Annotated in this window: 26 protein-coding genes and 2 pseudogenes; 17 read left to right on the top strand and 11 right to left on the bottom strand. The window is 70.3% G+C overall.

Going from position 1 to position 26,123, the window contains the following annotated elements; genetic code table 11:
* Positions 1 to 11 precede the first annotated feature (11 nt).
* Both ABT116_RS03955 and ABT116_RS03950 read left to right on the top strand, forming a co-directional pair.
* Entirely contained in the window at positions 12 to 1,217 is a 1,206-nt protein-coding gene (locus ABT116_RS03955; RefSeq protein ID WP_351627391.1) for a glycoside hydrolase family 64 protein, read from the top strand.
* Positions 1,218 to 1,398: 181 nt separating this feature from the next.
* Positions 1,399 to 2,004, top strand: a complete 606-nt coding sequence (locus ABT116_RS03950; protein WP_351627388.1) for a hypothetical protein — start codon at positions 1,399 to 1,401, stop codon at positions 2,002 to 2,004.
* A gap of 146 nt (positions 2,005 to 2,150) precedes the next feature.
* On the opposite strand, the gene ABT116_RS03945 is transcribed toward ABT116_RS03950, so the two are convergent.
* The 3 genes from ABT116_RS03945 to ABT116_RS03935 form a co-directional block, all read right to left on the bottom strand.
* A complete protein-coding gene (locus ABT116_RS03945) occupies positions 2,151 to 2,576 on the bottom strand; it encodes a DUF6003 family protein (RefSeq protein ID WP_351627386.1) in 426 nt (141 codons plus the stop codon).
* Positions 2,577 to 2,656: 80 nt separating this feature from the next.
* The gene (locus ABT116_RS03940; protein ID WP_351627383.1) at positions 2,657 to 4,024 is read right to left on the bottom strand and encodes a Fic family protein; all 1,368 of its coding nucleotides are present in this window, start codon (positions 4,022 to 4,024) and stop codon (positions 2,657 to 2,659) included.
* Between the two features lie 108 nt (positions 4,025 to 4,132).
* On the bottom strand, positions 4,133 to 4,921 hold the full coding sequence (locus ABT116_RS03935; RefSeq protein ID WP_351627381.1) for a restriction endonuclease: 789 nt from the start codon (positions 4,919 to 4,921) through the stop codon (positions 4,133 to 4,135).
* 466 nt (positions 4,922 to 5,387) lie between these two features.
* Here ABT116_RS03935 and ABT116_RS03930 point away from each other — a divergent pair, with 466 nt between their 5' ends.
* Entirely contained in the window at positions 5,388 to 5,603 is a 216-nt protein-coding gene (locus ABT116_RS03930; protein WP_351627379.1) for a hypothetical protein, read from the top strand.
* 309 nt (positions 5,604 to 5,912) lie between these two features.
* Here ABT116_RS03930 and ABT116_RS03925 read toward each other — a convergent pair whose 3' ends face one another.
* Together ABT116_RS03925 and ABT116_RS03920 are read right to left on the bottom strand one after the other, a co-directional pair.
* On the bottom strand, positions 5,913 to 6,440 hold the full coding sequence (locus tag ABT116_RS03925; protein WP_351627376.1) for a DUF4232 domain-containing protein: 528 nt from the start codon (positions 6,438 to 6,440) through the stop codon (positions 5,913 to 5,915).
* Between the two features lie 236 nt (positions 6,441 to 6,676).
* Positions 6,677 to 7,648, bottom strand: a complete 972-nt coding sequence (locus ABT116_RS03920) for a helix-turn-helix transcriptional regulator (protein WP_351627368.1) — start codon at positions 7,646 to 7,648, stop codon at positions 6,677 to 6,679.
* Between the two features lie 135 nt (positions 7,649 to 7,783).
* On the opposite strand from ABT116_RS03920, the gene ABT116_RS03915 reads away from it, so the two are divergent.
* The 3 genes from ABT116_RS03915 to ABT116_RS03905 all read left to right on the top strand — a co-directional run bounded on the left by ABT116_RS03915 (position 7,784) and on the right by ABT116_RS03905 (position 9,333).
* Complete coding sequence (locus ABT116_RS03915; protein ID WP_351627366.1) at positions 7,784 to 8,179, top strand: RidA family protein; 396 nt, start codon at positions 7,784 to 7,786, stop codon at positions 8,177 to 8,179.
* Between the two features lie 83 nt (positions 8,180 to 8,262).
* The gene (locus ABT116_RS03910; protein ID WP_351627364.1) at positions 8,263 to 8,733 is read left to right on the top strand and encodes a DUF488 family protein, N3 subclade; all 471 of its coding nucleotides are present in this window, start codon (positions 8,263 to 8,265) and stop codon (positions 8,731 to 8,733) included.
* 252 nt (positions 8,734 to 8,985) lie between these two features.
* Positions 8,986 to 9,333, top strand: coding sequence for an antibiotic biosynthesis monooxygenase family protein (locus ABT116_RS03905; RefSeq protein ID WP_351627361.1), 348 nt, complete (start codon positions 8,986 to 8,988; stop codon positions 9,331 to 9,333).
* Positions 9,334 to 9,393: 60 nt separating this feature from the next.
* On the opposite strand, the gene ABT116_RS03900 is transcribed toward ABT116_RS03905, so the two are convergent.
* Positions 9,394 to 9,792, bottom strand: coding sequence for a YybH family protein (locus tag ABT116_RS03900; protein ID WP_351627359.1), 399 nt, complete (start codon positions 9,790 to 9,792; stop codon positions 9,394 to 9,396).
* A 101-nt stretch (positions 9,793 to 9,893) separates the two neighbouring features.
* Here ABT116_RS03900 and ABT116_RS03895 point away from each other — a divergent pair, with 101 nt between their 5' ends.
* The 4 genes from ABT116_RS03895 (at position 9,894) to ABT116_RS03880 (ending at position 12,679) form a co-directional block, all read left to right on the top strand.
* A complete protein-coding gene (locus ABT116_RS03895) occupies positions 9,894 to 10,190 on the top strand; it encodes a hypothetical protein (RefSeq protein WP_351627356.1) in 297 nt (98 codons plus the stop codon).
* A gap of 240 nt (positions 10,191 to 10,430) precedes the next feature.
* The gene (locus ABT116_RS03890) at positions 10,431 to 11,198 is read left to right on the top strand and encodes a class I SAM-dependent methyltransferase (RefSeq protein WP_351627354.1); all 768 of its coding nucleotides are present in this window, start codon (positions 10,431 to 10,433) and stop codon (positions 11,196 to 11,198) included.
* Positions 11,199 to 11,296: 98 nt separating this feature from the next.
* Positions 11,297 to 12,004: a hypothetical protein gene (locus tag ABT116_RS03885; protein WP_351627351.1), complete on the top strand. Its 708-nt coding sequence runs from the start codon at positions 11,297 to 11,299 to the stop codon at positions 12,002 to 12,004.
* A 42-nt stretch (positions 12,005 to 12,046) separates the two neighbouring features.
* The gene (locus ABT116_RS03880; RefSeq protein ID WP_351627349.1) at positions 12,047 to 12,679 is read left to right on the top strand and encodes a hypothetical protein; all 633 of its coding nucleotides are present in this window, start codon (positions 12,047 to 12,049) and stop codon (positions 12,677 to 12,679) included.
* Here ABT116_RS03880 and ABT116_RS03875 read toward each other — a convergent pair.
* Positions 12,639 to 15,215, bottom strand: a complete 2,577-nt coding sequence (locus tag ABT116_RS03875; protein ID WP_351627346.1) for a hypothetical protein — start codon at positions 15,213 to 15,215, stop codon at positions 12,639 to 12,641. The two genes, ABT116_RS03880 and ABT116_RS03875, sit on opposite strands and share 41 nt — an antisense overlap.
* Positions 15,216 to 15,389: 174 nt before the next feature.
* Between ABT116_RS03875 and ABT116_RS03870 the strand changes: the two genes are divergently transcribed.
* Positions 15,390 to 15,683, top strand: a complete 294-nt coding sequence (locus tag ABT116_RS03870; protein ID WP_351627344.1) for a hypothetical protein — start codon at positions 15,390 to 15,392, stop codon at positions 15,681 to 15,683.
* Positions 15,684 to 15,698: 15 nt separating this feature from the next.
* Here the strand turns inward: ABT116_RS03870 and ABT116_RS03865 are convergent, their stop codons facing one another.
* On the bottom strand, positions 15,699 to 16,292 hold the full coding sequence (locus ABT116_RS03865; protein WP_351627342.1) for a dihydrofolate reductase family protein: 594 nt from the start codon (positions 16,290 to 16,292) through the stop codon (positions 15,699 to 15,701).
* 223 nt (positions 16,293 to 16,515) lie between these two features.
* On the opposite strand from ABT116_RS03865, the pseudogene ABT116_RS03860 reads away from it, so the two are divergent.
* The 3 genes and pseudogenes from ABT116_RS03860 (at position 16,516) to ABT116_RS03850 (ending at position 19,208) form a co-directional block, all read left to right on the top strand.
* Positions 16,516 to 17,612: pseudogene (locus ABT116_RS03860) on the top strand (barstar family protein).
* 147 nt (positions 17,613 to 17,759) lie between these two features.
* A pseudogene (locus tag ABT116_RS03855) lies at positions 17,760 to 18,287 on the top strand (Type 1 glutamine amidotransferase-like domain-containing protein); the annotation flags it as partial.
* Positions 18,288 to 18,446: 159 nt separating this feature from the next.
* Positions 18,447 to 19,208, top strand: a complete 762-nt coding sequence (locus ABT116_RS03850) for a ZIP family metal transporter (protein WP_351627433.1) — start codon at positions 18,447 to 18,449, stop codon at positions 19,206 to 19,208.
* A 190-nt stretch (positions 19,209 to 19,398) separates the two neighbouring features.
* On the opposite strand, the gene ABT116_RS03845 is transcribed toward ABT116_RS03850, so the two are convergent.
* Complete coding sequence (locus ABT116_RS03845; RefSeq protein WP_351627339.1) at positions 19,399 to 20,283, bottom strand: NAD(P)-dependent oxidoreductase; 885 nt, start codon at positions 20,281 to 20,283, stop codon at positions 19,399 to 19,401.
* A gap of 145 nt (positions 20,284 to 20,428) precedes the next feature.
* On the opposite strand from ABT116_RS03845, the gene ABT116_RS03840 reads away from it, so the two are divergent.
* The gene (locus tag ABT116_RS03840; RefSeq protein ID WP_351627336.1) at positions 20,429 to 21,022 is read left to right on the top strand and encodes a TetR/AcrR family transcriptional regulator; all 594 of its coding nucleotides are present in this window, start codon (positions 20,429 to 20,431) and stop codon (positions 21,020 to 21,022) included.
* A gap of 155 nt (positions 21,023 to 21,177) precedes the next feature.
* Here the strand turns inward: ABT116_RS03840 and ABT116_RS03835 are convergent, their stop codons facing one another.
* A complete protein-coding gene (locus ABT116_RS03835; protein ID WP_351627334.1) occupies positions 21,178 to 21,711 on the bottom strand; it encodes a GNAT family N-acetyltransferase in 534 nt (177 codons plus the stop codon).
* Positions 21,712 to 21,798: 87 nt separating this feature from the next.
* Positions 21,799 to 22,032, bottom strand: coding sequence for a hypothetical protein (locus tag ABT116_RS03830; RefSeq protein ID WP_351627332.1), 234 nt, complete (start codon positions 22,030 to 22,032; stop codon positions 21,799 to 21,801).
* A gap of 431 nt (positions 22,033 to 22,463) precedes the next feature.
* On the opposite strand from ABT116_RS03830, the gene ABT116_RS03825 reads away from it, so the two are divergent.
* Both ABT116_RS03825 and ABT116_RS03820 read left to right on the top strand, forming a co-directional pair.
* Positions 22,464 to 23,876 (top strand): MFS transporter, encoded by a 1,413-nt coding sequence (locus ABT116_RS03825; RefSeq protein WP_502983813.1) that lies wholly within the window; start codon positions 22,464 to 22,466, stop codon positions 23,874 to 23,876.
* Positions 23,877 to 24,041: 165 nt separating this feature from the next.
* Entirely contained in the window at positions 24,042 to 26,123 is a 2,082-nt protein-coding gene (locus ABT116_RS03820) for a SpoIIE family protein phosphatase (protein WP_351627329.1), read from the top strand.

The following is a 26,123-nucleotide window of genomic DNA, read 5'->3' as shown; positions in this document are numbered from 1 at the left end:
GGAGGCAGAGCGTGTTGCGAACTCTCAGGCGCCGGGCCACGGCCGCGGGGCTGTCCCTGGCCACGGTCCTCGCCGGATCACTGCTGGCGACCGGAACGGGTGCGCCGGCCCATGCCGCCGTGCCGGCGACGATTCCTTTGAAGATCACCAACAATTCGTCCCGCGGCGAGCAGCTGTACATCTACAACCTCGGCACGGAACTCTCGACCGGACGGCAGGGCTGGGCCGACGCGGGCGGCACCTTCCACCCCTGGCCGGCCGGCGGCAACCCGCCGGCTCCCGCCCCCGACGCCTCGATCCCGGGCCCGGCGGCAGGGCAGTCGACCACGATCCGCATGCCGAAGTTCTCCGGACGCGTGTACTTCTCCTACGGTCAGAAACTGGTCTTCAAGCTCACCACCGGAGGCCTGGTACAGCCCGCCGTGCAGAACCCGACCGACCCCAACCGGAACATCCTGTTCAACTGGTCGGAGTACACGCTCAACGACTCGGGCCTGTGGATCAACAGCACACAGGTCGACATGTTCTCCGCTCCCTACGCGGTGGGAGTACAGCGAGCCGACGGCAGCACCGCCAGCACCGGACGGCTCAAGACCGGCGGGTACACCGGCTTCTTCAACGCCCTCAGGGGGCAGCCCGGAGGCTGGGCCAACCTGATCCAGACCCGTCCGGACGGCACCGTACTGCGTGCTCTGTCGCCGCTGTACGGTGTCGAGACCGGCGCCCTGCCGGCCACCGTCATGGACGACTACGTCAACCGCGTCTGGCAGAGGTACTCCACCTCGACCCTGACGGTCACCCCCTTCGCCGACCGGCCCGGCACCAAGTACTACGGCCGGGTCTCCGGTGGCGTCATGAACTTCACGAACAGTGCCGGCGCGGTCGTCACCAGCTTCCAGAAGCCGGACGCCTCCTCCGTCTTCGGCTGCCACGGAAGGCTCGACGCCCCGAACGACCAGGTACGCGGCCCGATTTCCCGCACGTTGTGTGCCGGATTCAACCGCGCCACTCTGCTGGTGAACCCCAACCAGCCCGACGCCGGCGCCACCGACTTCTACAAGGACAACGTCACCAACCACTACGCGCGCAAGATCCACGCCCAGATGGCGGACGGAAAGGCTTACGCCTTCGCCTTCGACGACGTCGGCCACCATGAATCGCTCGTCCACGACGGCAACCCCCGCCAGGCCTATCTCACGCTCGAACCCCTCAACTGACCAGTCCCCCCACGCCGCTGGTGCCACGAAGTGACGTGGCACCAGCGGCCTTTCGATGGACCTGACCGGATCCGTCGTCAACGCTGCCTCGACTCAGCAAAGTTGGCCGGTGTAGCCGGACCGTCGATTGCGTGAGCCTCATGGGCATCACGGGTGACTGCAAGCCCTGCCGAAACAAGGGGTGATCACGACGGCCGTGCCGGCCGCGGCCGGGGAACAGCCCACCGCGGAACAGATCATGGCCGACTGTGCCTCCGGAGAAGGCAAGTGCAGCTTCAATTCCCCGCAACTCGGCAAGGCCTATCTCGGTGAGCCCCGTCAGGTCTCCGAACTGCTCTTCAACTGCACCGAGTCACCTGCCTCCCAGTCGATGTCATGGGCCGACACCGTGGGCTCCTCCCATTCGGTGGGAGGCTCGGTCACGGTGGGCGGCGGCATCGAAGGCATCATCACGGCGAGCGTGACTGCGACCTACAATTACAGCTGGCAGAGCTCTCACACGGAGACGAGTTCCTTCACCGTGACCGTGAAGCCGGGAGAAGTGGGCTGGATCTCCCGTGCCCAGGTGATGCAGCAGATATCCGGCACGTGGCAGACCCACTACGACGACCCCAAGTGGGGCCACTACTACTGGTTCGTGCCCGACACCGTCACCGGCCCGGCCCCGAACGGCACGGACGGCAAGCACAGCGCGGTCGTGGTCAAGTCCCGCACGATGACGGCCGACGAGAAGAAGCTGTGCGTCGGCGGCTCCACCCGGAACAAGGTCTTCACCCGCAGCCGCTGATCCGGCCCGCCCTGGAAGTGGGGCTCGCCGTGGCTGCTTCGGGCCGCGACGGAAGACAGACGGTCACGCTGATCGGCCCCGCCGGATGGTTCTCGCCCGGCGGGGCCGAATGCAGGAGCGGGCGGGATGGGGTGCCCGCGGTGTCGTCACCGGCTCGCGGCGGCGGTCACGGTCGCGGGGTCCACCCCGGTCAACTCGACGATGCGGTGCGGTGCCACACCGGCGGCGAGTGCCTTCCCGATCAGGCCGTCCCGCCCGTCGGTGCAGTCACGGTAGGCGAGCAGCTCCTGCTCGACCCGGGCCAGCGGCTCCGGGACCATCTGGTGGCGCAGGCGGCTCAGCTCCTCCTCACTCAGCGGGACGGGCAGCCGTTCCGCTCCCTCGGGCACGGCGGCCGTCTCCTCCGGAGGCAGCAGGCGCAGGTGGGGTGAGGCCGGCGTGCTTCCCTGGGCATCAAGCCAGGCACGGACGGCGGGAGTTTCCATGCACGCGAGTTCACCGACGGCGGCCGGCGACACACCGAGCTGCGCGGACGCGTCGTCAAGCAGGAACAGGTAGGCGTCGTCGGTCATCCTCGGCTCCTTCTCCACAGTGTGTTGAACGACATCCCATTACCCCGCCGAGCCCGGATTACCGCCGGATCGCAAGGCACTCAATCGAGTGAGACGGCACGGCGCCGGGTCTCGGTGATGTGGAGGTCTATGTACGAGGCGAGAGTCAGCGCGTCCCGGGGTTCGTCGGCCTGGAAGGCGACCCGGCGCAGCAGGAGGACATCGTCGAGGGCGATGCCTTCGCGGGCGAGGACGAAGAGCAGGGTGAGGAAGGCGCAGCGGGCGTTGCCGTCGTCGAAGGGGTGGAAGAAGCAGACGTCGAGGTAGGCACGGGCGGCGCGAGCAGTCAGGGGGAGGGGCCGGTCGGCGTCGCGTGCGCTCTCCGTCAGGCAGGCATCCAGTCGGCCCTCGATGCCGGGGGTGATGCCGTAGCGTTCCCGGCCGCCCTTCGCGAAGGCAGGCCTGCTGCGCAACGACGGGGGCTGCGGGGTGCTCAGGACGTGCTGCTGCCAGCGCTGCAGCAGGGCGAAGTCGAGGCGGGCGCCGCGTGCGGCGTCGGCCCGCAGCACTTCCAGGGCGGCGAGCAGGCCGTGGGCCCGGGCCGGGTCAAGGGCACCGTCGAAGCCGCGGATGTCTTCCGCCGCGCCGTCGCGACACGGGGTCACCGGTCCGTTCACGCCACTGCCCCGGGCCTGCTGCCACGGCACGCCCTCACGCACCGCGAGCCAGCGCTCGAGGTGGTCCGGCAGCGGCTCGGCGGACTGCGCGCGGTCGGCCGGCCGCAGGGACCGCGCGAGCCGCTCCGCGACATCGTCGACCAGGGTGTGGTCAGGACCGGTCCAGCTCTCGAAACGTCCGCCGATCGCGCGGTCGACCAGCTTCCCGGCGACATCGGCCGCGACGTTCCAGCGGTCGAGGAACCAGGTGAGTACCTGTCGGCAGTGCCCGTGCCAGCCGCTGCCGCACCCGGTGCGGTCGGTCACCTGAAGGATCAGGTTGCGGGCCGCCCGGTCCCACAGGATCCGGTCGTCCTCGACGGTGCGCAGGTCCAGCGGGTACGCCTCGATCCATCCGGCGAGACTTTCGAGCCATGCACGCCATTCACACAGCGCCGCGACGACCCGGGTGAGCGTCTCCTCGGGGGTGGTGATCGAGTCGCGCGGGCAGCACCAGTGCCCGACCGGTCCGCCGTCGAAGTCCCCTTCGTCGTGCGACCAGCGCCAGCCCGCTGCCCAGCGGCCGTAGTGCTCCACCAAGGCGTGCGACATGGCATCGGCCCACAGCGTGGCCTCGTCCCGGTCCCAGGTGCTCATCGCCGGGTCGGCGAAGGGGACGTCCGGCCGACGTGGCACACACCGGGCCGGACCGAGCGAGTGAACGACCTGTGCCGCCGACGCGGCGTCGAAGGGGTGGCGGGCGGGGTCCACCTCGTCCCAGCTCAGAAACCCAGGGGCCAGCGCAGGTATCACCGCGCCAGCCTGCCACACCCGTCCCGGGCTCGATCAAGCGATTTGCTGACGGAGCCGCACCGACCTCCGTGCGTGCGGGCAAGTGGCCCGTCCGCCGGTCCGCCCCGCTCAGATCCCGGCCCCGACGGTCTCCCAGCCTGCTTCCCCACCTTCCGGGGTGGTCTCCCAGGGGCGCGGGCCGGTGCCGTCCGTCCATGCCTCCAGGGCCTCCCGGTTCACGCACACGATCCCGCACTGCTCGGCGTACTCCACCGCCGGCGCCGTGAAATCGCTCGTGCAGACCAGTACGGCGACATCGGCCTCGTGCACGGTGAAGCATGTGCCCCCGAAGCGCTGCAGGTCCTGGGATCCGACCCGATGCGCCTCGCCGTAGTGCTTGCACTGGAGGACGATCCGGCGTCCGTCGGGCGTCACGGCCAGGACGTCGGCGCCCAAGTCCCCGGCTCCTCCCACGACTTCGACCTCGGTGCAGCCGTCGCGTTCGCAGAGTCCGGCGATCGCCTCCTCGAACTCCTCCGGCGTCAGGGCGTCGTGGTCGACGGCCACGGCGACGGTGTCGGCGGGAGCGGGGGCGGACGCCCGCTGAGTGGGGACCGCGGGAGCTTCCAGCACCTCGGCCGCTTCCCTGGCCGCCTCGTCGAGCGCTGTGGCGGCCCGGCGTGCCACTCCCGCCAAGCGATAGCGGCGCCGCAGGCCCAGGTAGCCTGCGACAGCTATCACGACCAGCACGAACATCCAGGCGGGACGCCGCTCGACGGCGCCAGCCGCCACGCGAGCGGCGAGTCCCAGGACCATCACGAGTACGGCGAGAAACACGAAGAACAGGGCCGTCGACCGAAGATCGAACCCATAGCGGCGCCGCTTCTCAAACGGCTTACGACGCGTAGGCGTTGTCACGACATCCCCCCTCATCGGAGCCCTCCTCATGGGGACGACAGCAAGATCACCCCCACCGTCTTCCCAAGATCACCACCTTCATGAGGGCACCGGCGTCGACGCACCGGCACCGCGGCAAGGGAAAGGGGAGCGCAGGAAGCGACTCGAGCGATGCCAGGGATTGCCGCGGCAGGCCCGCACACGGACGCAGCGGGATAGGGTTGAGCGTATGGGAGACGCACGTTCGACCGGTCCGACGGGCTTCAGGTAGCCCGCCAGGAGACGCCTGGCGGTTGCTGCGATCGGAGCCCCCGTGACACGCACCGCCCACCATCTGCCCCCTTCACTCGGCCGAAGTGCACACGACCGCCCGTCAAAAGCCCCCTGCCGTTCGGCGGTTCTCCACGGCCTGAGGTACAGCGCGCGCAGCTTCACCGATGCGGCGCGAGAGTCCCGAAGGCCTCAACCTCGCCCGGTCCGTCGCACGGTGGAGGTCTACTCGTTCGCTCGGCGCCGGAGGGACCGCTCCATCGCCGAGTGGTCCGCACTGGAGGAACGCCGGGCGCGGCAGCGGCTGCGGACCCAGGTGGGGACTCTGATGGGGCTGGTGCATGCCGGCGTCGACGAAGTCGCCCTCGAAGCCGCGGACTCGGTGGACATCCCGCCGACGCGTCATCGGCGCAGCTCGCTCTGGCACGCATAGTCGCCGCCACACGGCCACCACGACGGGCAAGTCCTTCCTACTGGTGACAGCGCAGGAGGGCGGCGACGTCGTCGTGAGTGGGACTGTTTCGGCAAGGGCGCCGGTTCGTCCTGAGGGAACGCGGTGACAACGGCAGGCCGGCCGAGATGTCGACGGCGGTCACGCGCCCCTCGTGTCGGTTGGCCCCAGTCCTGCCAGGCCTCCACGGCTCGGCACTCGAGGTTGCGGTTCCGGCAGACCCCGGGCGGTCGAAGACGTGCCGAACCCCCGGCCGACGGTGTCCGTCTGCCGGGGGCGTTCGGTGCGGCGTCAGTTCGAGAAGGGGACGGCGTCGGCGGGATCGGCGTGCCAGTTGGTGGCGACGGGCCGGTCCACCGTGGCGGTCTCCGGAAGAGTGAGGGTGACGGCGTTGGTCTCGTCGCCGGCGACGGACAGGTGCAGGAAGTCGAACTGCTTGCCGTGATCGCCGTTCGTGGTCTTGGGGTTGATACCGGCGTACGCGGCGGTGGAGCCGGACAGGGTGACCCGCTCGCCGACGCTGTGCTCGGCCGGCGCCACCTCGGTGTCGGCGGAGGAGCCGAAGGAGGCGGAGGGGAAGACGCCTTCCAGGTAACAGGTGATGCCCGGCTTGGCCTTGGCGGTGACGAGGAAGTAGCCGCCCGCCTGCGTCTTCACGCTGACCTTGAAGCTCAGGTCCTTCGTTGCGCAGGCCCGCACGGCGTTGCTCCGGCCGTCGGTCGTGGCCGCGGCCGTGGTGGTCGCGGTGGCGGTGACGGCCAGTGCGGCGACCGCGGCCAGGGCGAGGCGGGCGGAGGGGGCGGCAAAGCGCGAACGCATCGTGATCTCCATGGTGCGAAGTGGGTTGCCCAGCGGGTTGCTTGGACGGCCTCAGCCTCTTCCGTGTTTCGTCCCATCCGCCACAACACGCGGTCGGTTCGGGACGCCGGAACGCTGGAACGCGTCTGACCAGCACAGACGCCTGCAGCCTGGAACGGTGCACCGGGACGCGGAGGGTGGAGGGAAAGGGCCTTCGACCACCGAGCAGGCCAAGAGCCGGCAGCCAACTGCCACTGTCAGGAGGGTTCTGCGTAGTGGGCCGACATCGCGGCGGCCCGGTCGCGCAGGGAGGCGCGCAACGCCACCGGGGTCAGTGCTTCCGCGTCCGTGCCGAGCCGCCACAGCGCCCACTCGGCGTGTCGTAGATCCTCGAACGTCACCTCCAGCCGCAACCAGCCGTCGGCATCGCGTTCTGCGGCGCGTACCGCTACCGCACTGCTCAGCAGTTCCTCTCGCCGCCCCGGGAGCACCCGCACCCGCACGGCGATGTGATCAGTGGACAGAAACCGCGCGCAGCGTTCCCGCCAGACCCGGTCCAGATCGACCTGACTCTGCCGCTGTGCCGGTTCGGGCAGCTCTTCGGCGGCCAGGACCCGCGACAGCCGGTAGGTGCGGTCCGCGCCGGATCTCGTGGCCAGCAGATAACCCCGGTCGCGTACGGTGACCAGGCCGATCGGATCCACTGTGCGCCACTGCGGCGTCCGGGCCGTGGCGGCGTAGTGGATGCGCAGCTTGTGTCCGGCGAGCACCGCGCGACGAATCTCGATCATCGTCGTGCCGGGCACGTCCTCCGTGGCCGGCCGACGTGAGAGCAGATCGGTCTCCGGCTCGACGAGAAGGCGCCGGGCGGCGTCGTTCGCGGTGGCCCGATGGCTCTCGGGCAGCGCGTCAGCCACTTTGCGCAGCGCCGAAGCGAGCGCCGGACCGAGGCCGAACGCCTGCTCGCCGCGCCCCGATCCGGTGGTCAGCAGAGCAAGGGCCTCGTCGTGGTTCAGCCCGGTGAGCTCGGTCCGGAAACCGGGCAACAGCGCGAACCCGCCGTGCCGTCCGCGTTCGGCGTAGACCGGGACGCCGGCCGCGGACAGCGCCTCGATGTCGCGCAGCACGGTACGGGTGGACACCTCCAACTCGCGGGCCAGCGTCTCGGCGGTCAACCGACCGCGCTGACGCAGCAGCAGCACCAGCGATACCAGCCGATCGGCGCGCATGGAAGAACCGTATCGAATACATGACCGAGGGTGTCGTGATTTCTCGGCAGGCTCATGAGCACCGACGTCGTTGAGGGCGGCTACCGCCCCGACGGACGCACGTGATCCCGTGACTCGAACGGAGCTGATGTGGCAGTGGAACGAACAGCGGTCAACCCGGTGACGTGGTCGATGGCGATGGGGTTCAACCAGGGCGAGATCGTCTCAGGTCACACCCGGACCCTCTACTGCTCCGGGCAGACCGCGATGAGTGGCGCAGGCAAGCCATGCCATGACGGTGACATGGCCGCACAGCTGGCGCTGAGCCTCGACAACGTGGAGGCCGTGCTCGGCGAGGCCGGCATGTCCCTCGCGAACCTCGTCCGGCTCAACGTCTACACCACCGACGTCGATCTGCTGCTCCCGCACTACGGCGTGCTGGCGTCGCGGCTGGGCGCCGCCGGAGTGGCACCGACCACCACGCTGCTCGGGGTGACACGGTTGGCCGTCCCCGGCCAGATGGTCGAACTCGAGGGGACCGCCGTCGCGTGACGCGACCTCGCCGCCGCAGCTGCTCGTGCCGGACGAACCGGCACGAGCAGCGGGCAGATGGGTGATGTCCGATGCTCCACTTGGTGACAATCGGCGTCTACGGCTTCGACGGCGAGTCCTTCCTGCAAGTGCTGCGCCACGCCGACGTCCGTCTTCTGTTCGACGTCCGTCAGCGCCGCGGCGTTCGGGGACCCGAGTACGCCTGGGCGAACTCGCTCCGGCTTCAGGCGGCCCTCGCTCACGCCCGGATCGCCTACGAGCATCACCCCGAGCTCGCCCCGACCACCGAACTCAGGCGGCTCCAGTACGCCGAGGACGACCGCCTCGGTGTCGGCAAGCGCTCGCGCCACGAGCTTGCCGCCGAGTACACCCGCCGCTACACCACCGAGATCCTCGACCGCGCCGACCTCACGCCGATCGTGTCGGCGCTGCCGAGCAGCGGAACAGCGGCGCTGTTCTGTGTCGAGCGCGATCCGGAGGCATGCCACCGCTCGCTGATCGCCCAGCGGTTGGCCGAGCGGCACGGCGTCACGATCGAGCATCTGCGCCCGTGACGGGGACCGAGCCCGATGCCTGAGGGGGAGTGAGCCCGATGCCCGGCACGGTCGCGGAGGCGGCCCGGGAGTGGGCGGAGCGCACCGGGGAGTCGTGGACGGGGGTCACGCCTCCCCGGTGACGCTGCCGCGAAGATCGCTGTGCGGCCGCCGATCGCGACGGTCCGGGAGCGGTCGGCGGGCTTGTGGGTTCTGGTGGGTACGCGAGACCTTTGAGGTGATGCTGCCGGTGCCGTCTGCTGGAGGACCTTGGTGACCGATCCTGCGCCCGCGTCGCTGCCCGCCCCGCCCTACTACGCCGTGGTGTTCACCGCTCTGCGGACCCCCGGCGACAACGGCTATGCGGAGACGGACGAGCGGTTGATGAAACTGGCCGCCGACCAGCCAGGGTTCCTCGGCGTCGATGCCGCACGCGGCGCGAACGGCCTGGGGGTCACGGTGTCGTACTGGAGGGACGAGGCCTCGATCGCCGCTTGGCGGGAACACGCAGAGCACACACTGGCCCGTGCGCGCGGCCGCGAGCAGTGGTACGCCTCGTTCTCGCTGCACGTGGCAAAGGTCGAACGGGCCTACGGCCATACCCGCCCGGCGGATGTGTGAGTGGCGCCGCGCCACCCGGGTCGCCGACAGGCGCGGCGTGTGGAAGCCTCCGCGGGCATGTCACTCGGTCACCGTGTCGCCATGACGGTGGGCCACCCTCCACTCGCCGTCCTCACGGCGGTACACCTGGGTGGCCCGCAACGTGTAGGTGCGTGGTTCCCCGTCGACGGAGGCGGAGGTGTGCTCGAGACCGGCCGTGTAGGCCATGTCTCCTGAGACGTCGTACGCCTGCAGCTCGAACACGTACGACGTGCAGTCGGAAAAGCTCCTCCCGAGGGTCCTGAAGAGCCTGTCCAGCTCCTCTTGCCCGTGGGCGCTGCGCCATGCCCCCAGGACACTCACGGGCTCGTGGCGCGACCAGAGCGCGCGGCGGGGAGCCGCATCACCGTTGTGCAGTGCACGCTCCGCCTCGTACAGAGCGGTCCTGACCCACTCCAGGAATTCGTCACGATCGGGCATACGCTCATCATGGCCCCGGCGTACGAGATGCCCGCGCATTCGACCGGTGGCCGCGGTCGCTCCGCGTCCGCGTTGTCAGTGGTGGCTGAGAGGCTGGACGGATGAACGGCGACGAGCAACTGCTGCGCGGCCGGGTCTACGGCCACGACCACGACGACCCCGATCCGGGCCCGCGCTCCGGTCGGACCTATGCCCAGCTCATCGGAGGGCCGCTGGACGGGCTGCTGCTGGACGTCACGGGTTGGACGCCGGACGAGATCGGCACGGGGGCCGCCCTGCCCACCGAACTCGGACAGTTCCCCGACGGCCGCGCGCTGTACGACCCCGGCCCCGGCGCACCACGCACACCGGGCCCCGGAGTGACGTGCCGCTTCCACTACCGCGGGGACGCTCCCTGACCGCTCCCGACCACGGCGGGACGTCGAGGCGTAGGCGTCAGCTCTCGGCCAGGGTGCGGCCGAGACATCCTGGACAGGAGGCGGTGCAGGCCTCCGGGCCCTCACCCCCACGGGACCGCGATCACTTCCTGCAGCTGCTCACCCCCCTGCCGGACCCTCTGAGGCCCGGCATGGTCGACCTTGGTCAGGGCTTCGTAAAAGACCACCACCGGCGGTGCGGCTCGTGTCAGGATGCTCGGCATGCCTGATCGCGCGTTGAGCTTCGGAGCGGTGGCGGAAGCGTACGAGCGGTTCAGGCCGGGGTATCCCGTGGAGCTGTTCGACAAGGTGATGGAGTACGCGGGCCATCCGGTCCGGACCGCCCTCGAGATCGGCGCCGGGACCGGCAAAGCAACCCGGCTCTTCGCTCGGCGGGGGGTCGTGGTCACCGCGACGGAGCCCGACCGGTCGATGCTCGCCGAGCTGCGCAAGCACGTACCGGCCACCGTCGGGACGATGCAAGCCGCCTTCGAGGACCTGCGACCGGGCGAGCGGTACGGGCTGGTCTACGCGGCCGCCGCGCTGCACTGGACGAACCCCGAGGGCCGGTGGTCACGCATTGCCGCGCTGCTGGAGCCGGGTGGCGTGTTCGCCTCGTTCGGCGGCCCGTTCCGGCTGGCCGACCCGGCCGTGGAGGAAGCCGTTCGTGCGGCGAGAGCACCGTTCTTGGAGAGCGACGAGATACCGTCGCCCGACGGGACGCCTCCGGAACATGAGATGCAGTGGCCGGGTACCGAGCTGCAGCGGTCCCAGTGGTTCACCGACACTCAGCAGTCCACGACCGAACGGCGCTTGACGACGAGCGCGCGCGACTACCTCGGACACCTCTCCACCGTCTCGGCCTATCTCGTCCTGCCGGCCTCGCAGCGAGAGCAGGTGTTCAACCGGATCATGCGGGTTCTTCCGAACCGGGTCGAGATGACCGCCGACATCACCGTCCATCTCGCGCGTCGACGCCACGAGGATTGATCACGACCGCAAGCCGCCGGGGTTCACCGGTGCGCGCCAGCGACTGATAGCCTGCGACCTTCGCCGGTCACCCGGTCGGAGTCCCTCGGCAGGTTGCCATGTCTCGCCACCAGCAGCAGCTCATGACAGCGCTCGACGCCCTGGATGGCGCCTTCGCCTCGCAAGAGCCCTTCCCCGTGGCCGGGTGCACGCACTGCTACGGCGCGAAGGATCTGGCCGAACTCTCCGGACCCCTCGACCTGATGTCCGACGACCTGGTGTCCGCCGTCGCAGCAGAGGTCCCCAGTCACTGGGACGACTTCCCGCGTCTCTACCGCCGCCTCACCCCCCGCATCGTCCGCGCCGCCGTCACCGGCCGGCTCCATGTCGACGAGAACCTCATCGCCTCACGCCTGCGCGAAGCGGGCTGGACCACCTGGGACGCGCCCTTGGCGCAGGCACTTCACGAGGTCTGGTCCGCCTGGTGGCGAGCCACCCTGCACACCAGCCCGAGCCCCGTCTCCGTCAGGGAGACCCTCAGCCTCATCACCGTCGCCACGGGCACCCTGCGCCCCTGGCTGGACACATGGACCGCCACCCGCGCCCCGGCCGCCGACACACAACTGGCCGACTTCATCGACGACGTGTTGATCGAGTACGAGATCACCGACCTGCACATGGGCTTCTACGACGAGTACGACGCCTCCAAGGAACTGCTGAGCTGGCTCCTGAACGACGTGCGCGACCGCGCCGACGACACTCGTCTCGATGACCCGTACCTCCTCGAACACCACTGGGCGGGCAATGATCTCCATCAGGCGGGATGAACTCAGCACATTCTGCCGTGAACATGAACGATCTTGGGAGGCATGCTGGTGTGCACGGTGGATCACGAGGCCGCAGCGGTGACCGCGACAGCGGCTCTGACGGCGGCCTACCCGCACCTGACGCAAGAGACTGCTCCGCATCCGGCACTGGAAGGGTGCGAGGACGTGGAGTGGTCGTCCGTTCCTGGCTGCCCGGTCGACGTGCCGGTCGTCCTGCGCGGGCTGCTCGATCCAGATGCGGCCGAGATGGCCGAACGAGCACTGGACTGGCTCGTGATGTCGGGACCGATGTCCATCAGTGCCACGATGCCGGCGGTCGTCCCGTACCTGCTGCGACTGGCCGCCGATCCATCGACTCCGCGCCGCGACGAGCTGTTCGGGATCGTGCTCGTGGCCGCCGCCCTGTCCGCACCGACCGATCCGGACAGCCCGTGGGACATGGCGGTCAGCGGCCCCGAGGAGGACCACCCTGAACGGGCCCTGTGCCGCGCGGCATTCGTCGCCGACGCGGCATGGGTGCGACGACTCCTGGCCGACGACGAACTGCTGGCCGGCCTCCACTTGGGCGAGGACGAACGGGCCATGCTGATCGAGGCGGCTGGACTGCAGAGCGCAGAGCAACCCGGGCAGGCCGTCAGCCCGGCCCGTGCTGCGAGGTCTCCAGAAGGGAGGTGATGGTGGCGTGCCATCGCTCATCGGCCGTCGCAGGGTCCTCCGTGCTGGTGACCTGCACGGGCTCGTAGCGGGGTGAGTAGCCGGCGAACACGAAGAAGCGATCGACCACGTGTGAGTTGAGACTCCATGGCGTGTCCCGCGAGAGCCATGTCTCATGGAGCTCATCGAGGTAGGCGCGATCGCCCTGGCACAGGCCGAACAGCGTTCGGCTCGTCCATTCGCGCCAACCTCGAAGGCCCGACGCGGTCCGGATGACGCTGTCGGTCTGGGCGATGACGTCCCGGGCCGCGGCGGCGTCGTCCGCCCGGCAGATCAGCTTGGCGGCGAGGGCGGTGCGCATGGTGAGCGTTTCGCCGTACCGGTCGGCCTCGGAGAGAACGGCATCGCACTCGTCCACCGTGCTGCGGCCCATCAGGGTTCTGCGCCACAAGGCCGTCGCGTCGTTGTCCAGCGCCAGCTGGTGCTTGCCCCGCTCACGGAGGTAGGCGCCGCGGGTCACCGGCCCGACGACGGATTCGTCCAGGAGGCCACGGACGTAGGCCAGGTCGCTCTTGATGCGCACCGCCGTGGTGGGATCGACGAGGGGGTAGTCGGACAGGTGCCGGTGCAGGGCGGCGAAGTCACCCTTGGCCTGCAGTCCGCGCGCGACCTGGTAGCGCAGGAACTGCGACTGCGGGTCCTCGGCCAGCAGACCCTTCAGCAACCGCAGGGAGGAGCCGAAGGCGGAGCGGTTTCTGTGCAGATAGGCCAGCCGCAGCTCTGCACGGGCTCGGACATCGGCTCGCAGGGGCCCCGTGAGGAACTCTTCCAGGCAGGCGATCCGCCGCAGCCCGGCTCTGCCGTGACGCCACGCTTCGAACATGCCGGACAGCTGGCCCATCCAGGTGTCATGCGCGGGAGGCGGCAACCGTTCGGCGGTCCGGGCGAAACCCGGCAGGTCGGTGAGGGCGTCGGCCAGCCAGGGGGCGATCAGGTCGTGCTCCGCACACAGCCCGGCTGCGAGTTCCAGTACGTCCAGCCGTCGGTTGCTGTCTCCCAGCAGCGCCCTGCTGCGCCGCCCGAGGGTGTCCACGAGTCGCCGGGCCATGGCCGTACGGTCGTCGGGTGCCCACGCTCCGGGCTCGGTGACCGGCTCGTGGGCGATGGCCGCGCGGACCGCGTCGTGCAACCGGTAGGGGAACAGCGGGTGGTCGTCCCGGGTGACCAGCGTGCGCCCGCAGAATCGGTGCGTGTCCCCGAGCAGCCCGTCCGTGGCCTGGTTGATGAGGTCCTCGTCGAAGCGGGGGACGAGGCTGGCGGCACGAGCGATCTCGCGTTCCCTCTCGGGGAGGTTGGCGAAGACCCGGGTGGCGAGTTCCGGCAGGGGGCCGCCGAAAGCCGCCGCGGTGAGCGGATCCCCGTGCCCGGACCGGGCGATGGACAGGGACAGGCTGAGGTACAGGGGGAGGCCGTGTGCCCCGCTGCGGATACGGGCGATGACGTCGGGCGACAGCTCCGGATTGCCCGCCGTCCCCGACGCGGTGCGCAGGTACTGCTCGACATCGGTGTCGGAGAGCTTGCCCACGAGATGCTGCCGGGGGTCCTCCTGCGTCTCCAGCCGCAGACCCGGCCAGGTCTGCGGCCCCGTCGCCGGAAGGAGCTGGTTGAGATGAGGGGAATCCCAGTCCAGCCGGTTGCGGGACGTGACCACCCACAGCACTCCCGGCGTGAGGTGCACGATGCGGTTGAACAGACGTTCCTGGGTACGGTCGTAGTCCTGGACGTACTCGGCGGCGTCGGCGAAGGCCACGGCGACGGGCCGCCTGTCGGCGGCAAGGTTCTCCAGGTCCCACGACAGCAGCCCGGCCAGCGTCGCCGCGACATAGTCCGACGGGTCCTGCTGCGTCTGGTTCATGATGTGGACGAGTGGCTCGCACCGGCGCAGGGTGCGGTTGCGGAGCCGGTTTTCCCGTACCGCCTCCACGATGCGGATCCCGGTGCGGACCGTCAGAGGGCCGAGTCCGAAGCTCGCCCCGGCATCACTGAGCGTCTCATTGAGGGTGTCGGTGATCTGCCCTCGCACATCGAATCCGCCGGCCGACACGTCGGGCAGTGCTGTTCCCGGGCGGGCCAGCGACCACCAGGCGGCCAGGCCGAGGTCGAAGGCGGGAAACCGACGTCCCCGGGCGGCGACCGCCGCGCGCAGACGCAGCACGATGTCCACCGCGTTGACGACCCGGCTGCCGTGGAAGTCGATCCGCACCGAGTGCAGCGGGCCCTCGGGCGGGACGTTCCCCGACCAATCCCCGGGATCGGGCAACTCGTCCCGCGCCCACGACTCCAGGCGCCGCGACAGCTCCGTCTTGCCGATGCCGCCGACGCCGTAGAAGGACATGACGTTCCGGCGAGCGGCATGGCCCAGGGTCGCGGAGCCGGCGCGGACGCGTTCGCCGTGCACACGCAGTGCTGTGGCGAAGGCCGTGTACTCGTCGACCCGGTTGGTGAACAACTCCGTCGCGGAGTACCGGGGATCGAAGATCCGGTCAAACTCGCTCACAAGCCCCCGCCCCCCCTGCCGGACGCCCCGGCCCCTCCATGGCAACCCTTAACTATGACCCACCCGCCAACGGGTCAGGAGCGATTCCATCTGATCCGAGCTCGATGGCGCCCTCGGGAATGCTCGTATGACCGAGGGCTGATAGGCGGCGCGGATCGGGGTACCTGCGTCGGCATGGCTTCCCAAACTGATCACGCTGAGTCCGTACGAGCCCTGCGGCAGCTGCGCCGGATGCGCACCTTCTACGCCGGGGGAGCCGTCCTGTGGGCTGTTTCGGCCGCATCGGTGGGATGGGCCGACCCGGGAAGCAGGCAGATGTGGGTCTCGGTGGTGCTCCTGGTGGTGTTCGCCTCCCTGCTGGCCATGACGTCCCTGTGGCTGAGGCGCAACCAGGCCGACCAGACGGACGAGCCCGTACACCACGCGGCTCCGCGCAGGGCGGCGTGGCGTCGCCACGCAAGCGCCTGAGGCAGACCGCCGGGGCTACCGCCGCACGAGAGGTCGATGCAGCGTGGGGCGGTAGACGAGCTCCTGGATGTGACTGTCGAGCGTCCGGTGCTCGACCAGCTCCAGGTCGAAGTCCGCCGCATCCCGGAAGACCGGGTCCAGCCCGGTCCGACCGGTGATGACGGGGAAGAGGGTCACCTGCAAGCGGTCGACCAGGCCGGCGGCCATCAGCGCCCGGTTCAACGACAGGCTGCCGTGCGAACGCAGCGGCACATCGGACTCCTCCTTCAGCCGGGCGACGACGTCGACGGCGTCACCGTTCGCGACGGTCGCGTCCGGCCAGTCGAGGGGGCCTTCGAGCGTCCTCGACACCACCGTCGTCGGCAGGTTCCTCATCCGCGTCACCCAGGGGTCTCGCACGTCGGACTCCTCGGTGCTCGTGGCCAGCATCCGCACGAAGGCCCGATAGGTGTTGGCCCCGTAGACCATCCGCTGCTCCTCGCTGTACTGGGCGAGGCGGTGGTCGAGCAGCTCGGGTCCTTGCCTGCCCCAGTAGCCGGTCCAGTCGGCGCCGGCGGCGCCGTAGCCGTCGAGGCTGGAGAAGACGTCGAAGGTGTAGGTGGCGGCCATGTAGATCTCCTTGCGAGCGGTTGATCGGTGTGCGGACGAACCGGCGCTGACTCCGGGTTGGTCTCGGCGACCGTTGCACCCACGGACCCGGCGCGCTCGCAGAACTCATCGCCCTGACCACCACACGTGGTCTCGAACCCCTCGAACGGCGGAAGACACGCGAAGCACCCGCACTCCCGGCCCGTGCCTGAAAACGGCTTCGCGATCGACTCCTGATCCGGGCATGATTCCCACCGTGCACGGGGCAGGGAGCAGCGCGGACAGGGACGGTACGCCCTGACGGAGTCGGAGCACGGCCATGTCTGGGGCGTCTGTGACGAGGTGGAGGGACTCTTCAGGGAGCCGAGGCGCGCCCTCTACGAAGTCCTCGACTGGCTGCCCGACGATGCCGAGGTGCGTGGCTGGGTCGGATGCCGCGTGTGGCTCGTACCGGAGGACGGGACGCTCGACCCCTGGCTGCTGGAAGACGCGGAGAGTCTCGGCCGGCAGCCGCGATCGAACGCCCTCGTCCTCATGGGAACGGACGACTCCATGGGCCCGCCGGAGGGACACCGGGGCCCGGTACGTCTGCATGACGAGTACCGGTGGCTGGGATCGTGCCGGGAGTTCGCCCGTGTCCTGCCCGACGAGCAGGCTGCCCCCCCGCTCATCCTGCGCGGCCTCTCGCCCAGCAGCCGGCTGCGGCAGGCCCTTGCGAAGGGCGCTCGACGCGCCCTGGACCTGGACCAGGCCTGGCTGGAGATACGGGACGACCACGGCCGGCCGCTCACCGACCGGCTGCTGCGGCCCAAGGTCCGCGCCTGGCGCCCGTCCTCCCACGGGCCGGATCTGATCGACCTGGAACTCGACGAAGAGCTCGACAGGCCCGTCCCCGGATACGCCCGCCCCGTCTTCGACCGCTGGCTCGGCGGTCCGCCGGAGACACCCGGGGCCTGGGCGGGCCTGGACACCCGGGAGCGCGAGGCGTGGCTCGAACTGGTCCGCGATCGAGGCTGCCGGCTCGACCACGAGAGCCACCCTGCCGGAGGCGTGTACGAGCTGGATGGCCGACAACGTCACCGACCGGCCGAGCCTCTTCCTGGCACTCGGCGAGGCCGTCAACGGGCCGGGTGGCTACTTCGGCGGCTGCGTGGACGCACTCGCGGACTGCCTGCGCGGCCATTTCGGATACACGGCCCCCGCAACCCTGCTCTGGCGGGACGTCGAACCGCACGGGAGCATCTGTCCAACGTCCTGACAGCGGACGGCGAACCGTACGACCTGGTCGCCCTGGTGCTCGACGTCCCGGCCGAGGGCCGGATGCGCGTCGTCCTCGAGTGACCCACGTAGGTCCATCCGAGACCCACATACCACCCCCTCCGGTACGGCGGCGGAGACAGGAAGGGCCGCAATCCGCTTGCCGACGGCCCTCGCCCCACGGCACTGTGCGCGTGACGAGTTTCGCAGCACCCACGCTTCAGGAGGCAGCTGGTGGTCGCGACGAATCGTCAGGTGGCTCTCCTCGGGGGAGGCTTCTCGACGGACGAGGACGGTCTGCTGGACGACTGGCTGCTCGACCACGCGAGGGGTGACCGCCCCAAGGTGTGCTTCGTCCCTACGGCCAGCGGCGACGCGCCCGCATACATCGATCAGTTCTCGCGGGTGTTCGAGTCGCGCGACTGCGAGCCCTCCGTCCTGCCGCTGTTCCGGCGAGAGCTGGACGACGAGGCTCTGCGGACGTTCCTGCTCGGCCAGGACGTCGTCTACGTCGGCGGTGGCAACACCGCGAACCTGCTGGCGGTGTGGCGCGCGCACGGAGTCGACCGGATACTGCGCGACGCCTACGACCGCGGGACGCTGCTGTGCGGAATCAGCGCCGGGGCCAACTGCTGGGCCGAAGGCTCGCACACCGACTCCTTCGGCCCGCTGACATTCCTGCGGGACGGACTGGGCCTCCTGCCGGGGTCGACATGCCCGCACTACGACAGCGAACCGGGACGCCGCACTTCCTACCGGGAGAGACCGGGCTGCCGGAATGCGGGGTCGAGGAGCGGGCGCTGCCGTGTCGACTGCTTGCCGGTTCCAGCTGACGCGCAGCGGGGACGTATTCCGGCTCGGCCAGGGATCTGCTCGGCCGAGAGGTGCCGATCACGCTCTCGTGGGTACACGCGCGGCATGTCCGAAGTGATCCAAGCAGGTGGTTGGGGGTTGCTGGCAGGAAGTGCTCTCCTGCTGGGAGCGGTGATCGGCTACGGGATGCACGTGTCGCAAAAGGTCATCGCGCTGGTGATGGCCTTCGGTGCCGGCGTGCTTCTCTCGGCCGTCTCCTTCGAACTGGTCGGCGAGGCCTACGAACAGGGCGGACTGGTTCCGGCGGCTGTGGGGACGCTGGCCGGAGCCGCGGCCTACACGGGAGGCAATCTCTGGCTGGCCGGCCGAGGCGCTCGCCATCGCAAGCGGTCGGGCCATCACACCGACCAGACGCAGCCGTCCGAGGAGCAACAGAGCGGCTCGGGCGCGGCGCTGGCGCTGGGCGCCCTGCTGGACGGAGTGCCCGAGTCGGCGGTGATCGGCGTCAGCCTGCTCAACGGTGGGGCAGTCAGCCTCGTGACCGTCGCGGCCGTGTTCATCAGCAACATCCCGGAAGGTCTGTCCAGTTCGGCTGGAATGAAGAAGTCCGGGCGCGGCAAGGGATATGTCTTCGCCGTGTGGGGTGCCATCGCGGTCGCGAGCACCGTGTCCGCCATGCTCGGGTACGCCGTTCTGGGTGGCTTCTCGTCCACGGTGATCGCGGGCGTGACGGCCGTGGCCGCCGGTGCGATCCTGGCCATGATCGCCGACACCATGATCCCCGAGGCGTTCCAGGAGGCTCAGCTGGCGATCGGCCTGGTCACGGTCAGCGGCTTCCTGGTCTCCTTCGCGCTGTCCCACGCCTGACGTCACCTCCTCGAACGGCTCGCATGTGCGGGTCGGACTGATACAGCTGCCACAGCGGCCGGTGACGTCAGCGGATCGGACCCCGCGTCAACGCGTCTACGGCTGCCTCGCCACCGCCCTACTGCCGCCGCTCTACGTTCTTCACCAGCCGATCGTCGTCTTGGGCATGCGGAACTGAACCGGCGTTCGCTCAGCAGCGTCGCCCTTGCGCGGTCCGGGCCTCCAAGGCGCGCAGGACGGCCACCATGTCCTCGTCGCCATGGCCCTGCTGGACGGTCTCGTCGTACAGGGCGTGACACACGTCGAGGAGCGGGGACGTCAGGTCTGCCGCGCGGGCGGCGTCGGCGATCAGGCGGTTGTTCTTCAGGACGTCCGCGGCGGCCGCCTGGACGGAGAAGTCGCGCTCCAGCAGCTTCGGCGCCTTGCCCCGGGAGACGGCACTGGCCATGGGACCGGCGTCCAGGACGTCCCGGAGGAGATGCTGGTCGAGCCCGTGCCGCTCGGCGAAGTGGAACGCCTCGGCGAGACCCGTGACCAGGGTGATCAGGAACAGGTTCACCGAGAACTTCAGCAGCAGCGCGCCCGGGACGGCTCCGCATGCGAACGTCTCACGGCACATCGGGGCGAACAGGGGCCATACGGTCGCCAGGGCGTCGTCGTCGCCCGCCAGCATCCCCACCAGTTCGCCCCGCTCGGCGGGGACACGGCTGCCGGAGACCGGGGCCTCGACGTAACGTCCGCCCGCCGCCCGGATTTCCTCCTGGAGGTCGTGGGAGTACGCGGCCGAGGTCGTGCCCATGTGGACGACGGCGTGGCCGGCGACGCGCCGGGCGAAGTCCGGTGTGCCGCGCCCCAGCACCGCGTCCACGGCCTCCTCGTCGGCCAGCATGAGAAACACGGTCGCCGCCCGGTGAAAGACCTCGGCAGTGCTCGCCGCCACCTCGGCGCCGGCGGCGCGCAGCACTTCGCATCGCTCGGGAGTGCGGTTCCAGACCACCAGAGGTGTCCCGGCCCGGGCGAGGTTCAGTGCCATGGGCTGCCCCATGACCCCCAGACCGATGAAACCGACGTACATGGCGTACCGCCTTCCCGGGCCCGGGCGGGGTCGGGCTGTCACCCTCACCCTCGACTATGACGGCGGTCATAGTAGCTGCGTTATGACCGCGGTCATAGACTGGTGACCCTGAAAAGAGGCGCGAGCGAGCGGACGGAGGCCGACGATGGCGAAGGCCGAACGGGGACCGCGCGAGCGGATGGTCTTCAGCGCGGCCCAGCTCATTCGCCGCGACGGAGTCCACTCCACCGGTATGCGCGAAGTCGCCGTCGACGCCGCAGCACCACGCGGATCCCTCCAGCACTACTTCCCCGGCGGCAAGACGCAGCTGGTCGACGAGGCGGTGGGGTGGGCAGGCGGATACGCCGCAGGCCGTGTCGCCCGTTTCCTGGCCGCGCTGCCGGAGCCGACGCCGAGCGGACTCTTCGCCGAGATGGTGCGTCAGTGGACCGACGAGTACGCAACCGCCGGCTTCGCCGGCGGATGCCCGGTGGCGGCCGCCACAGTGGACTGCGCGGAGTCGGTCCCCTCCACGCGGACGGCCGCATCCGCGGCATTCGCGACGTGGACCGGTGCGGTCTCCGCGGCCCTCACCGGGATGGGCGTGCCCGCGGAACGGGCCGGCGCGCTGGCCACGCTCATGGTCAGCAGCCTTGAGGGGGCGATCCTCCTCGCCCGCGCCGAGCAGGACGTCCGGGCCCTGACGACCGTGGCCCGGGAGCTGGGCCCTCTGCTCGACACGGCCGTGCGCCCCCGCTGACGGCGGTCAGGTCCACCGCAGTTGGTGCCGTGCTCGCCGAACCACACGCCGTCCAGCGGTCCGTACCCGGCGGCGCACTGACCCTTGGCGTCCGGAACCGTGTGTGTCCGGTCGTCGCCGACGACCCGGCCTGGGCTGAGCCGGTCGCGGGTGCTCTATCCCTGGTACTGCGTCAGGTCGATGCCGTACACCGCTAGGTCGTGATCGTGGTCCGGATGCCGCGCGGCTCCCTCCGTCTGCATGCCGAGCTTGTCGAGCACGTTCGCGGAAGCCCTGTCGCCCGTGCGGCAGACGGCCACCACCCGGTCGAGGCCGCGGTCCTGCACGGCGAACTCCAGGGTGGCGTGCGCCGCTTCGGAGGCGTATCCCTGCCCCCAGAAAACCCGCCCGAGCCGCCAGCTGATCGCCACCTGGCCGGCGATCTCGGCCGGCGCCTCAGCCACGGACAGGCCGACGGCGCCCGCCAGCTCACCGGATCCCAGGAGCTCGACGGCGAACATCCCGAAGCCTTCCTCGTCCCACTCCTCCTCCCAGACCTCGATGTCCTCGGCCGTCTGATCCAGGGAGCGCGGCGAGCCGTCGCCGACGCGTTGCATCACCACCGGATCGGCGTGGATCTCGGACAGGGGGACGAGGTCGTCGTCGAGCCATCGGCGCAGCAGGAGACGGGGAGTGCGGATCTCGGTCATGGCCTACATCCTGCCGACGCGGCAGTGGGATCGCGAATCAGGGACCGCCCTCGGCTCGTGCCGCGCAGACGGATTCGTCCGCCCGACTCAACCGGCCTCGACCTGTTCCGTCTCACCGGGCGGTGCGACCATGCCCGCCACCGCGAGGAGCAGCACCGCCGCCGCGATGACGAGCAGCGCTCGACCCGTGCCCAGCGGCACCAGCAACAGCGTGCCGAGCACACCACCGGTGAAGATTCCGCCCACGGTGGCCGTCCAGGGCGCTGGAAGCCCGTACTCCCATGGCCGGCGCGACGAGTGCGACGACTCCGCGGTCGTCATCGGCGGGGACGGCCCCGGTGCCGTGTCCCGCCAGGGCCAGCGCACCGGCGCACGCCAGCAGGACGGCCTCGCAGACGAGTCCGGCCGAAAACCATGGCCGCCAGCACCGCACCACGGCCGGGACACGCGACCGATGGCTGCGGGCGGGCTACCACGGCCGACACCGCTCGACCCCTGGCACCACCTCGAAAGCCGCCGCCTTCCGTACCGGCCCCCAGCCGGTTAGGGTTCGGGCGCAGCTGGTCACCCACGAGGAGCTGAGACATGGTCGGTCTCCCTGGCGCGCGTTGACACCGTAGGCCGTATGACGGCCTGTCATCGCGTGCTGCCCCTGATGTTGCGGCACAGCGAGCCTTCTCCTGCCCGAACCGCTGAAGCACCTTTGCCGTGCCCGGTGGCGGGCCTCGTTGTCGGCAACACAAGGGATACCCGTGCCGTCCACTCCCCCTGCTTCTTCAGCCGCATCCGGTTCCGCTCGACATGTTCCGTCCAGTCTGTGGCGGGACGCCGACTTTCGCAGACTCTGGTGGGGCCAGACGGCGTCCCAACTCGGCGAACACGCAACTCTGGTGATTCTGCCGCTCCTTGCCGTCCTGACGCTGGACGCCAGTGCCGGCCGGCTGGGTGTCCTCCGCGCGGTGGGGCAGGCGCCGGTCCTGTTGCTCTCGCTGTTCGTCGGCGCGTGGATCGACAGATGGCGTACCCGCACGGCGATGGTGCTCACCGACGCCGGCCGGGCCCTGGCTCTGGGCGCTGTCGCCCTGGCCGGCCTCGTCGGCGGGCTCGGCATGCCCGGCCTGCTCGCGCTCACCTTCGCCGTCGGGGCCCTGTCCGTGTTCTTCGACGTGGCGTACCAGGCGTCTCTCGTGCGACTGGTGGAACGCGACCAACTGGTGCGGGGCAACAGCGCGCTCGAAGGCAGCCGGTCCGCGGCGCAGATCGGCGGCCCCGCTCTCGGCGGTGCGCTGGTGTCCCTGCTGTCGGCACCCCTTGCCGCCGCCTTCAGCGCGCTGTTCTTCGCGTTGTCGTTCCTGTCGATCCGGCGCATCCGCCGAGCCGAATCGATGCCGGCGCGCCAGGAGAAGCCCCCGCGGGTCTGGCGGCGGATCCATGAGGGCCTGCGCTTCGTCGTCGGCGACACCTTCCTTCGAGCCGTGTGCCTGGCCTCGGCGGCGTTCCAGTTCTCCTTCGCGGCCATGATGACCGTCTACCTCTTGTTCCTGCCCCGGGAACTGCACCTGTCCGGCACCGTCGTGGGGCTGGCGCTCGCGGCGGCGGGGCCGGGCGCGCTCCTGGGCTCGCTGCTGGCCGCCCGCCTGCCGGGCCGATTAGGTCACGGCACGGTGGTCATGTGTGCAGCGGCCCTCGGCGACGGTGTGTTCCTGTGTGTGCCCGCGCTGCACGGCTCCTCCGCCGTCACGGTTCCCGTGCTCCTCGCCGTGGGCTTCGTGTTCGGGTTGGGCGGCCAGCTGGTGAATGTCACGCTCATGGCCGTCCGGCAGGCCGTCACCCCGGACGGGATGCAGGGCCGCGCGGCGGCGACGATCACGTGTGCGGGCATGGGGCTCACCCCGGTCGGTTCCCTGGCCGGCGGATTCCTCGCGGGGGAGTGGGGGCTGCGTACCGGCCTGCTGGTGACCGCCGCAGGCATGATGCTGTCGCCCGTGGTCATGGCCCTGTCCCCGCTCGCACGCCTGGGGCGGCAGCTCCCCGCCCCGCACGACGGGCTGCAGACGGCCACCCACCCTGAGGCAGACGGGGCCACCACGGCGGCCGTGCCGCACCGAGGCATCGGACCTCACTCGCCGGACCGACTTGAAGAGACCGGCCCCGGCGGACCATGATCTCCTCGGTCGGGGCCGAGACCTGTGGAAGGCTGGATGGGTAAGGACCGACCTGCGAGCCGGACCCGGATCGTGAACGGCCGCCGACCTGCAACCGGCCGCCGTGAGCAACTGCTCGGGCAGACGGTGCGCCGGTGGGGTCGACAGGCCTGAGGGGCGAATGTGATGAGCCGAGCGAACCAGCCTTCGGAGCAGGCGGGTGATCCGCAGGAACCGGCATCCGACCCGAGCGGGCTGATGGACCTCCTGGGTGTCGCCGCGGTGCTGGTGGAGGCCGACGGCCGGATCGACATGTGGAGTCCGCAGGCCGAGGAGCTGTTCGGCTACACCGGTGACGAAGCGGTCGGGCAGTACGCGGCCGCCCTGCTGCTCCATCCCGAACACCGGGAAGCGGGGACGGGGCTGTTCGCCGACGTGATGGCGACCGGCCGAGGCTGGGCCGGACCGTTCCCCGTCCGGCTCAAGGACGGCAGCACCCGGACGATCGAATTCCGCAACATGCGGCTGACGGACAACGTCGGCGATCACTACGCCCTCGGGCTCGCCACCGACCGGGCCACGGTGCGGCAGGTGGAGCGCAAGGTGGCCCTCTCCAGCCAACTGGTCACCCAGGCGCCGATCGGAGTGTCCGTCCTGGACACCGAGTTGCGGTACGTGGCGGTCAACGGCGCCCTGGCCTCGATGCACGGCGTTCCCGAGGCCGACCACGTGGGCCGCCACTTCCGCGAGATCCTGCCCGGCGCTCCCTTCATGACCGCGGAGAACCAGATGCGGGAGGTCCTGGAGACCGGCCTGCCCCTGGTGGACGAGCAGATGGTGGGCCGGACCCGGGCCGACCCGGACCACGACCACGCCTGGGCCGTGTCGCTCTACCGGCTGGAGGACCAGAGCGGGCACGTGCTGGGCATCGCCAACGTGGTGGTGGACGTCACCGACCGGTACGAGGCAGCCAGGCAAGCCGACCGGGCCCAGCAGCGCCTGCGCCTGATGGCCGACGGCTCGGCGCGCATCGGGACCACCCTGGAGGTGGAGCGGACCGCCCAGGAACTGGCGGACGTCCTGGTTCCCGACCTGGCCGACATGATCGCCGTGGACATCCTGGACTCCGTCCTGCGGACGGGCCGCCCGGACCGCGGAGACGGCCCGCCGCTGTTCCGGGCGCTGGCGGTGAAGACCGCCTACCCCACCGGGGCCTCCGAGGCGATCATCGCGCCCGGCCACCTCACCACCTACCACGCGGACCATCCGGCGGCCCACTGCCTGCGCACCCGCAAACCGCTGCTGATCACCCACCTCGACAGCGGCGAGCTCAGCCGTATCGCGGCCGACGACGCCGCGGCCGGACTGCTCGCACAGGCCGGTGTCCACACCGACATGGCCGTCCCCCTCATCGCCCGCGGACAGATCATCGGCGTGATGGGCCTGGCCCGCGCGCGCAACCCGCAGCCCTTCGACGAGGACGATCTCACCCTCGCCTGCGAGCTGGCGTCCTCCGCCGCGCTGAGCATCGACAACGCCGTCCTGCACCAGCACATCCGCAGCGCCGCCGAAACCCTGCAGCGCAGCCTGCTGCCCCGCCCCTCGCCACGCCGCCCAGGCCTGGAGATCGCCACCCGGTACCGGCCCGCGCAGGCCTTCAGCGAGGTCGGCGGCGACTGGTACGACATCATCCCGCTCAGCGGCGACCGAACCGCCCTGGCCGTGGGCGACGTCATGGGCAGCGGCATCCCGGCCGCCACCGCCATGGGCCGGCTGCGCACCGCGACCTCCACCCTCGCCGACCTCGACCTCGCGCCGAGTCGCATCCTCACCCACCTCGACAAGATCACACAGGGCCTGGACCCCTACATCGCCACGTGCGTGTACGCCGTCCACGATCCGCACGCCGGCCGCTTGCAGGTGGCCTGCGCAGGCCACCTGCCCCCGGTTCTGGTGCGGGCCGGCCGACCGCCCGAACTGCTCGACCTGCCGACCGGCACACCGCTGGGAGTCGGCAGCGGTCCTTTCGAGACCTCTACGGTCACCATGAACCCCGGTGATCAATTCGTCCTGTACACCGACGGACTGGTCGAGACCCGGGACGACCCCATCGACAAGCGCCTGGACGAGCTCCTGCGCCTGCTGTCTCCGCCGTGCCGATCCGCGGAGGAAACCTGCGACCGGCTGCTCCGCGAACTGCGCCATCCCGCCGATCACGACGATGTCGCGCTCCTCATCGCTCACGCACAGCCACTGACCTCGCTCTGA

The sequence above is a fragment of the Streptomyces sp. NPDC002130 genome, from assembly GCF_040296465.1.
Taxonomy (GTDB): domain Bacteria; phylum Actinomycetota; class Actinomycetes; order Streptomycetales; family Streptomycetaceae; genus Streptomyces.
Note: the sequence above shows the minus strand (reverse complement) of the source record. Positions and strands in the feature narration are given on the sequence as shown.

Bases quoted from the DNA above. Each gene is read 5' to 3' on its own strand.
- ABT116_RS03835 (WP_351627334.1), bottom strand. From the start codon at position 21,711: ATGACCGAGATCCGCACTCCCCGTCTCCTGCTGCGCCGATGGCTCGAC.
- ABT116_RS03925 (WP_351627376.1), bottom strand. From the start codon at position 6,440: ATGCGTTCGCGCTTTGCCGCCCCCTCCGCCCGCCTCGCCCTGGCCGCG.
- ABT116_RS03845 (WP_351627339.1), bottom strand. From the start codon at position 20,283: ATGTACGTCGGTTTCATCGGTCTGGGGGTCATGGGGCAGCCCATGGCA.
- ABT116_RS03870 (WP_351627344.1), top strand. From the start codon at position 15,390: ATGGCTTCCCAAACTGATCACGCTGAGTCCGTACGAGCCCTGCGGCAG.
- ABT116_RS03865 (WP_351627342.1), bottom strand. From the start codon at position 16,292: ATGGCCGCCACCTACACCTTCGACGTCTTCTCCAGCCTCGACGGCTAC.
- ABT116_RS03820 (WP_351627329.1), top strand. From the start codon at position 24,042: ATGAGCCGAGCGAACCAGCCTTCGGAGCAGGCGGGTGATCCGCAGGAA.
- ABT116_RS03840 (WP_351627336.1), top strand. From the start codon at position 20,429: ATGGCGAAGGCCGAACGGGGACCGCGCGAGCGGATGGTCTTCAGCGCG.
- ABT116_RS03880 (WP_351627349.1), top strand. From the start codon at position 12,047: ATGCTGGTGTGCACGGTGGATCACGAGGCCGCAGCGGTGACCGCGACA.
- ABT116_RS03900 (WP_351627359.1), bottom strand. From the start codon at position 9,792: ATGCCCGATCGTGACGAATTCCTGGAGTGGGTCAGGACCGCTCTGTAC.
- ABT116_RS03890 (WP_351627354.1), top strand. From the start codon at position 10,431: ATGCCTGATCGCGCGTTGAGCTTCGGAGCGGTGGCGGAAGCGTACGAG.
- ABT116_RS03920 (WP_351627368.1), bottom strand. From the start codon at position 7,648: ATGCGCGCCGATCGGCTGGTATCGCTGGTGCTGCTGCTGCGTCAGCGC.
- ABT116_RS03830 (WP_351627332.1), bottom strand. From the start codon at position 22,032: ATGACGACCGCGGAGTCGTCGCACTCGTCGCGCCGGCCATGGGAGTAC.
- ABT116_RS03885 (WP_351627351.1), top strand. From the start codon at position 11,297: ATGTCTCGCCACCAGCAGCAGCTCATGACAGCGCTCGACGCCCTGGAT.
- ABT116_RS03895 (WP_351627356.1), top strand. From the start codon at position 9,894: ATGAACGGCGACGAGCAACTGCTGCGCGGCCGGGTCTACGGCCACGAC.
- ABT116_RS03945 (WP_351627386.1), bottom strand. From the start codon at position 2,576: ATGACCGACGACGCCTACCTGTTCCTGCTTGACGACGCGTCCGCGCAG.
- ABT116_RS03850 (WP_351627433.1), top strand. From the start codon at position 18,447: ATGTCCGAAGTGATCCAAGCAGGTGGTTGGGGGTTGCTGGCAGGAAGT.